The organism is Terrabacter sp. P5_B1 (assembly GCF_056400505.1).
Genome location: NZ_JBFULD010000278.1, coordinates 1 through 5,685, shown reverse-complemented (window position 1 = coordinate 5,685; position 5,685 = coordinate 1). Strand labels below are relative to the sequence as shown.

General features: G+C 70.3%; 2 protein-coding genes and 1 pseudogene. All 3 read right to left on the bottom strand.

Annotated elements, in window-relative coordinates; genetic code table 11:
- Positions 1–4,346, bottom strand: a 4,346-nt coding sequence (gene gltB / locus AC1DP0_RS17100; protein ID WP_478086601.1) for a glutamate synthase large subunit, incomplete at its 3' end; no start/stop codon positions are given.
- A gap of 199 nt (positions 4,347–4,545) precedes the next feature.
- Complete coding sequence (gene lgt / locus AC1DP0_RS17095) at positions 4,546–5,553, bottom strand: prolipoprotein diacylglyceryl transferase (RefSeq protein WP_478086598.1); 1,008 nt, start codon at positions 5,551–5,553, stop codon at positions 4,546–4,548.
- Positions 5,550–5,685 (bottom strand): annotated as a pseudogene (locus AC1DP0_RS17090) (tryptophan synthase subunit alpha); the annotation flags it as partial. The gene lgt and the pseudogene AC1DP0_RS17090, both read right to left, overlap by 4 nt.

The following is a 5,685-nucleotide window of genomic DNA, read 5'->3' as shown; positions in this document are numbered from 1 at the left end:
CGTTCGTCCTCGTCGCGGAGCGGGAGGAGGTCTACCATCTCGCGGTTGACGAGGTCGGGGTCGAGGTCGAGGACGTAGGCCACACCGCCCGACATGCCCGCTGCGAAGTTGCGGCCGGTCTGTCCGAGCACCACCGCAGCACCGCCCGTCATGTACTCGCACCCGTGGTCACCGACGCCCTCGACGACCGCATGGGCGCCGGAGTTGCGCACGCAGAAGCGCTCGCCGACGACCCCGCGCAGGAAGAGCTGGCCGGTCGTGGCGCCGTAGGCGATGACGTTGCCGGCGATGACGTTCTCCTCGGCCACGAGGGCCGCGTCGCGGTGCGGTCGCACCACGATGCGGCCGCCGGAGAGTCCCTTGCCGACGTAGTCGTTGGCGTCGCCGAACAGCTGCATGGTGACGCCGGCCGGCAGGAAGGCGCCGAAGGACTGCCCGCCGGAGCCGGTCATCGTCAGCTCGATCGTGTTGTCCGCGAGGCCGGACGGGTGCGCCTTCGTCACGTGGTGACCGAGCATCGTGCCGACCGTGCGGTTGACGTTGCGCACGGCGATCTCGGTGCGCACCGGCTCGCCGGACTCGATGGCCGACAGGGCTCGGCTCAGGAGCTCGTTGTCGAGCGCCTTGTCGAGCCCGTGGTCCTGCGTGGCCGACTGGTACAGCGTGCCGCCGGTGGGGTTGTCCGCGACGGCGAGGATCGGGCTGAGGTCGAGGCCGGACGCCTTCCAGTGCGCGATCGCCTTGTCGAGGTCGAGGCTGCCGACCTGGCCGACGGCCTCCTCGATGGAGCGGAAGCCGAGCGACGCGAGGTGCTCGCGGACCTCCTGGGCGACGTACTCGAAGAAGGTCTCGACGAACTCCGGCTTGCCGGAGAAGCGCGAGCGGAGCTCGGGGTTCTGCGTGGCGATGCCGACCGGGCAGGTGTCGAGGTGGCAGACGCGCATCATGATGCAGCCCGACACCACGAGCGGTGCCGTGGCGAAGCCGAACTCCTCGGCGCCGAGCAGCGCGGCCACGACGACGTCGCGACCGGTCTTCAGCTGCCCGTCGACCTGGACGACGATGCGGTCGCGCAAGCCGTTGAGCACGAGGGTCTGCTGCGCCTCGGCGAGGCCGAGCTCCCAGGGGGCTCCGGCGTGCTTGAGCGAGGTGAGCGGCGACGCACCGGTGCCGCCGTCGTGGCCCGAGATGAGCACGACGTCGGCGTGCGCCTTGGAGACTCCGGCCGCGACGGTGCCGACCCCGATCTCGGAGACGAGCTTGACGTGGATCCGGGCCACCGGGTTGGCGTTCTTGAGGTCGTGGATCAGCTGAGCCAGGTCCTCGATGGAGTAGATGTCGTGGTGCGGCGGCGGCGAGATCAGGCCGACCCCGGGGGTCGAGTGCCGGGTCCTGGCCACCCACGGGTAGACCTTGTGGCCGGGCAGCTGTCCGCCCTCGCCGGGCTTGGCGCCCTGGGCCATCTTGATCTGGATGTCGTCGGAGTGCGTGAGGTAGAGACTCGTGACGCCGAAGCGTCCCGAGGCGACCTGCTTGACCGCCGAGCGGCGCTCGGGGTCGAGGAGGCGGTCGACGTCCTCGCCGCCCTCCCCGGTGTTCGAGCGACCACCGAGGTGGTTCATCGCGATCGCTAGCGTCTCGTGCGCCTCCTGCGAGATCGAGCCGTAGCTCATGGCGCCCGTGTTGAAGCGCTTGACGATCTCGCTGACCGGCTCGACCTCCTCGATCGGCACGGGCAGGCGCCCCGTGACCCCGGTCGGTCGGAAGCCCATGAGTCCGCGCAGCGTCATCAGGCGCGACGTCTGGTCGTCGACGCGGTTGGTGTACTGCTTGAAGATGTCGTAGCGGCGCTGGCGCGTCGAGTGCTGGAGGCGGAAGACCGTCTCCGGGTCGAAGAGGTGCGGCTCACCCTCGCGCCGCCACTGGTACTCGCCCCCGACCTCGAGGGTGCGGTGCGGCTGGTGGACGCCGTCCGGCGGGTAGGCGCGCGCGTGGCGCTCGGCCGTCTCGCGGGCGATGACGTCGAGGCCGACGCCGCCGAGCTGGCTCACCGTGCCGGTGAAGTAGCGCTCGACGAGCGCCTGCGACAGACCGATGGCCTCGAAGACCTGGGCGCCGCGGTACGACGCGACGGTCGAGATGCCCATCTTGGACATGACCTTGAGGACACCCTTGCCGAGGGCCTTGATGAGGTTGGCAACGGCCTTCTCGGCCGTCACGCCCTCGATCTCACCGGCCCGGACGAGGTCCTCGACGGTCTCCATGGCGAGGTAGGGGTTGACGGCGGCCGCACCGAAACCGATGAGCAGCGCCACGTGGTGCACCTCGCGCACGTCACCGGCCTCGACGAGCAGGCCCACCTGGGTGCGGGTCTTCTCACGGATGAGGTGGTGGTGGACGGCGGCCGTGAGGAGCAGCGACGGGATGGGCGCGAGGTCGCGGCCGGAGTCGCGGTCGGAGAGCACGACGAACCGCGCACCGCGGGTGATGGCCTGCGACACCTCGGCGAAGATCTCCTCGAGGCGGTCCCGCATGGCGGCCGCTCCCCCGGTGACGTCGTACAGGCCGCGGACGACGTGGGTCGCGTAGCCGGGCAGGTCACCGTCGGCGTTGATGTGGACGATCTTGGCGAGCTCGTCGTTGTCGATGACCGGGAAGTCGAGGACGAGCTGGCGGGCGTGCGACGGCGAGGCCGACAGGGCGTTGCCCTCGGGCCCCATGTAGGTGCCGAGCGAGGTGACGAGCTCCTCGCGGATGGCGTCGAGCGGCGGGTTGGTCACCTGGGCGAAGAGCTGCGTGAAGTAGTCGAAGAGCAGCCTCGGCCGCGACGACAGGACGGCGATGGGCGTGTCGGTGCCCATCGAGCCGAGCGCCTCTCCACCGGAACGGGCCATCGGGGTCAGCAGGATGCGCAGCTCCTCGGCGGTGTAGCCGAACGTCTGCTGGCGACGGGCGACCGAGGCCGCGGTGTGCACGATGTGCTCACGCTCCGGGAGGTCCTCGAGGTGGATGAGACCGGCATGCAGCCACTCGGCATACGGCTTGGCGGCGGCGAGCTGGGACTTGATCTCCTCGTCGCTGACGATGCGGCCGTGCTCGGTGTCGACGAGGAACATCTTGCCGGGCTGGAGGCGTCCGCGCTGGACGATGGTCTCGGGGTCGAGCTCGAGCACGCCGGACTCGGAGGCCAGCACGACGAGGCCGTCGTCGGTGACCGTGTAGCGACCGGGCCGCAGGCCGTTGCGGTCGAGGACCGCGCCGACGAGCGTGCCGTCGCTGAAGCAGACGTTGGCGGGACCGTCCCACGGCTCCATGAACGTCGAGTGGAACTCGTAGAACGCCTTGCGCGCCGGGTCCATCGTGGCGTGGTTCTCCCACGCCTCGGGGATCATCATGAGGACCGCGTGCGGCAGCGAGCGGCCGCCGAGGTGGAGCAGCTCGAGCACCTCGTCGAAGCTCGCCGAGTCGGACGCCTCGGGGGTGCAGATCGGGAAGACCCGCTCGAGGTCGCCCGGGATGATGTCGGAGGTCAGCAGGCTCTCGCGCGCGCTCATCCAGTTGCGGTTGCCCTTGACGGTGTTGATCTCACCGTTGTGCGCGATGAAGCGGTAGGGGTGCGCGAGCGGCCACGACGGGAACGTGTTCGTCGAGAAGCGCGAGTGCACCAGGGCGAGCTCGCTGGCGAAGCGGGGGTCGGACAGGTCCGGGAAGAACGGCTCGAGCTGGCCGGTCGTCAGCATGCCCTTGTAGACGATGGTGCGCGAGCTGAGCGAGGAGAAGTAGACGCCGACCTCGTGCTCGGCCCGCTTCCGCAGGCAGAACGCGAGCCGGTCGAGCCCCAGCGCCACCTGCCGACCGATCGAGCTGCTCACGAACAGCTGCTCGAAGAACGGCATGCACTCGCGGGCCACGGCGCCGACGAGGTCGCCCTCGACGGGCACCTCACGCCAGCCGAGGACCTTGAGGTTCTCGGCGACCGCGAGCTCCTCGATGCGGGCCTTGGCCGCGGCCCGCTCGATGGGGTTCTGCGGCAAGAAGGCGATGCCCGCGGCATACGCCCCGTTGTTCGGCAGCGTGAAGGGGACCGTCGCGCGGAAGAACGCGTCGGGGATCTGGGTCAGGATGCCCGCGCCGTCACCGACGAGCGGGTCGGCCCCGGTGGCCCCACGGTGGTCGAGGTTGCGCAGCGCCGTGAGGGCGTGGTCGACGATGTCGTGGCCCGCCGTCCCCCGCATCGTCGCGATGAGGGCGACACCACAGGCGTCGTGCTCGAACTCGCGTCGGTAGAGACCGGAGTTCTCCGGGTGTGCACTGTAGAGGGCACTGGTGCGGGTGTGCGGCGGCATGTTCACCGTCCTTCTGCTGGGTCCCAGGCGGCGACCGCACGGGGCCACGCGACATGACTGAGGGCATGTGGACGGCACTGGCCACAGGCGTTTCTGGAGACGATATCGGAGTGGCCGCTCGTCCTACCTGTTGATACGGCGGATTCCGAATCCTGAGACGTCGTGCTCACCACCTCGATAACGAACGGCGCGGAGCGCGTCACGACTGCGCCGGACGGTCCACCTTCGACTCGCTGGCAGCGGTGTCGTTCGACCCGTCGGGGGCAGCCTGGACCGAAGGATCTCCGGCCTCCCCCTGCTCGACCTCGGCGCCGTCCGGGTCGGCCTGCCCCGCCGGGGCGGCCGGCTGCTCCATGCGGCCGAAGCGGCGCCACAGGTAGACTCCGAGCAGGAACACGAGGATCGAGACCCAGGTGTTGACGCGCTGGCCGAGGATGAGGTTGGCCGAGTCGCTGCGCATGTTCTCGATGACGATGCGCCCGACCGGATAGCCCATGACGTAGGCCGCGAAGACCTGACCGGCCTTGAGCGGGCGCCGGCGGCCGAGCCAGATGAGGAAGGCCGCGAGCAGCAGGCACCAGAGTGCCTCGTAGAGGAAGGTCGGGTGGAAGTAGCCCTTGACGACGGGGTTGCCCTGGGCGTCGACGACGGCGCGGCCGACCGAGGTGTCCCACTCGTAGATGCGCAGCCTCCACGGCAGGTCGGTCGGGGCGCCGTAGATCTCGTTGTTGAACCAGTTGCCGAAGCGGCCCATCGCCTGGGCGATCGCGAGGCCGGGCGCGGCGGCGTCGACGAAGTCGCGGAACGCGACGCCGTTCTTGCGGCAGCCGATCCAGGCCCCGAGGGCGCCCAGCGCAACCGCACCCCAGATGCCGAGACCGCCCTCGTAGATGGCGAAGGCCTTCCACGGGTCGCCGTTCTGGCCGAAGTACGGCTGCGGCGTGGTGATGAGGTGGTAGAGGCGCCCGCCGACGATGCCGAACGGCACGGCCCAGGCGGAGATGTCGATGGCGACGCCCTTGCGGTGCCCACGGGCCTCCAGGCGCTTCTGCGTCAGCCAGACCGCGACGACGATGCCGGCGAGGATGCACAGGGCATACCCCCGGACCGGCAGGGGGCCGAGGTGCCAGACGCCGACGCTGGGCGACGGGATCTCGGCCGGCAGCGCGGCACCCAGGGCGGCGGGCACACCGGCGAGCAGGGTCATGACCGGCTCCGGCGCACGCCGTCGGCGAGCTCGCGGGCCAGGACGCCGAGGGCGTGGAGACCCTGCTCCTCGGAGTCGGCCTCGGTGAGGCACCGCACGAGCGCGGAGCCGACGATGACGCCGTCGGCGTAC

Bases quoted from the DNA above. Each gene is read 5' to 3' on its own strand.
- lgt (WP_478086598.1), bottom strand. From the start codon at position 5,553: ATGACCCTGCTCGCCGGTGTGCCCGCCGCCCTGGGTGCCGCGCTGCCG.